General features: G+C 72.1%; 2 protein-coding genes. Both read left to right on the forward strand.

Translation table 11 applies throughout. The features are described from left to right. Nucleotides 1–130 precede the first annotated feature (130 nt). On the forward strand, nucleotides 131–1,039 hold the full coding sequence (locus tag VF536_RS14810; RefSeq protein ID WP_331615627.1) for a hydrolase 1, exosortase A system-associated: 909 nt from the start codon (nucleotides 131–133) through the stop codon (nucleotides 1,037–1,039). Nucleotides 1,040–1,078: 39 nt separating this feature from the next. Beyond that, a partial coding sequence (locus VF536_RS14815; RefSeq protein WP_331615628.1) for a hypothetical protein occupies nucleotides 1,079–1,782 on the forward strand: 704 nt, incomplete at its 3' end.

Raw genomic sequence — 1,782 nt, forward strand, 5'->3', positions numbered from 1 at the left:
CCGTCTGCCAGGGGCCGTCCTTCTGGGCCGCCACCGAGATCGAGGAAGCACCGCGTCTGATCGAGGCCAGCCTCGCCGCGCTGACTGCCGAAGGCGACTTCGCGACCCGTCCGGTCGAGGCGGTGTCCGCATGAACGCGCCCATCGTGTCGATCGCGCCGATCAAGCCCGCGCATCGCGACAGCGTGCTGCGCATCACCTGCGACGGCCAGGCGCTGGTCGGCCTGTTGAGCGAACCCGCATCCGGCGCCATGGCAACACCTGCCCCCGACACCGGCGTGCTGCTGATCGTCGGCGGCCCGCAGTACCGCGTGGGCAGCCACCGCCAGTTCACGCTGCTGGGCCGCGCGCTGGCTGGCGCCGGCGTGCCCTGCCTGCGCCTGGACTACCGCGGCATGGGCGACGCGCAGGGCGATCAGCGCGACTTCGAGCAGGTCGACGCCGACATCGCCGCCGCGATCGACGCCTGGCAGCGCGAACACCCGACGCTGAAGCGCGTGGTGCTCTGGGGCCTGTGCGACGCCGCGTCCGCCGCGCTGCTGTACGTGCATCGCCGCCGCGACCCGCGCGTCGCCGGCCTGTGCCTGGCCAACCCCTGGGTCCGCACCGCGACCAGCCTGGCCCGCGCGCAGGTCAAGCATTACTACCTGGACCGGCTGCGCCAGCCGGCCTTCTGGCGCAAGCTGCTGAGCGGCCGCGTCGGCCTGGGCGCCGTGCGCGAACTGCTGGGCAAGCTGGCGCAGAGCCGCGCGTCCGCGCCCGCCGCTGACACGCGCCACTACACCGAGCAGATGGCCGACGGCCTGCGCGCGTTCGGCGGCCCGGTGCTGCTGATCCTGTCGGGCGACGACGTCTGCGCCAATGAATTCCTGGACCGCTGCCGCGACGGCGGCCCTGCCTGGCAGGGCCTGCTGAACCGCCCCGGACTGCGCCGCGAAGACCTGCCCGACGCGGACCATACTTTCTCGACCGCCGCCTGGCGTGCCCACGTCGAAGGGCTGACCGCCGCCTTCGTCCGCGGCATGCCGGCCGCCGCCTGACCGCCAGACCGGTACACCCGGCCCCACCGGAGCCCCGCCATGTCCGTTCCCGCACTCCCCCGCGCCCGCTGGCGCACCCTCGCGCTGGCGCTGGCCGGTGCCGTCGCCGCCCACGCCGCCGTCGCGCAGGGGATCGGCTGCGGCGGGCTGGCCAACAACTACGGCCCGTACGACTACCGCCACTACAAGGACATGCCGGAGATCGATCCGGTGACCAAGCAGATGTCGCCGCTGCAGATGGTCGAGGGCGCCCACTTCATCGACACCTGCGAGGCGCTGGTCAAGTGCAAGCGCGGCAGCATCGGCAGCGACATCGACTACACGCTGCGCGCCTTCCCGAACCACCACCGCGCGCTGATCGCGATGATGCTCTACGGCGAGCGCACCAAGCGCGACCAGCCGCCCGAGGCGCTGTTCACCGTCGACTGCTACTTCAAGCGCGCGCTGACCTGGAAGTCGGACGACGTCATCGTGCGCCTGATCTACGCCGGTTTCCTGAACGGCAAGGGCAAGACCGCCGCGGCCAAGGAGCAGCTGGAAGCCGCGAACAAGCTGACCGCGACCGGCGACAACGCCTTCTCGGTCTACAACGTCGGCATGGTCGCGATGGACCTCAACGAGGTCGACCTGGCCGTCGACGCCGCGCGCCGCGCCTACGGCGCCGGCATGACGCACCCGATCCTGCGCCAGCGGCTGATGGCGATCAACCGCTGGCCCGCCGACATCCGGATGCCGGGCGAGGC

The sequence above is a fragment of the Roseateles sp. genome (assembly GCF_036486225.1).
In the GTDB taxonomy this organism is placed as follows: Bacteria; Pseudomonadota; Gammaproteobacteria; order Burkholderiales; family Burkholderiaceae_C; genus Roseateles.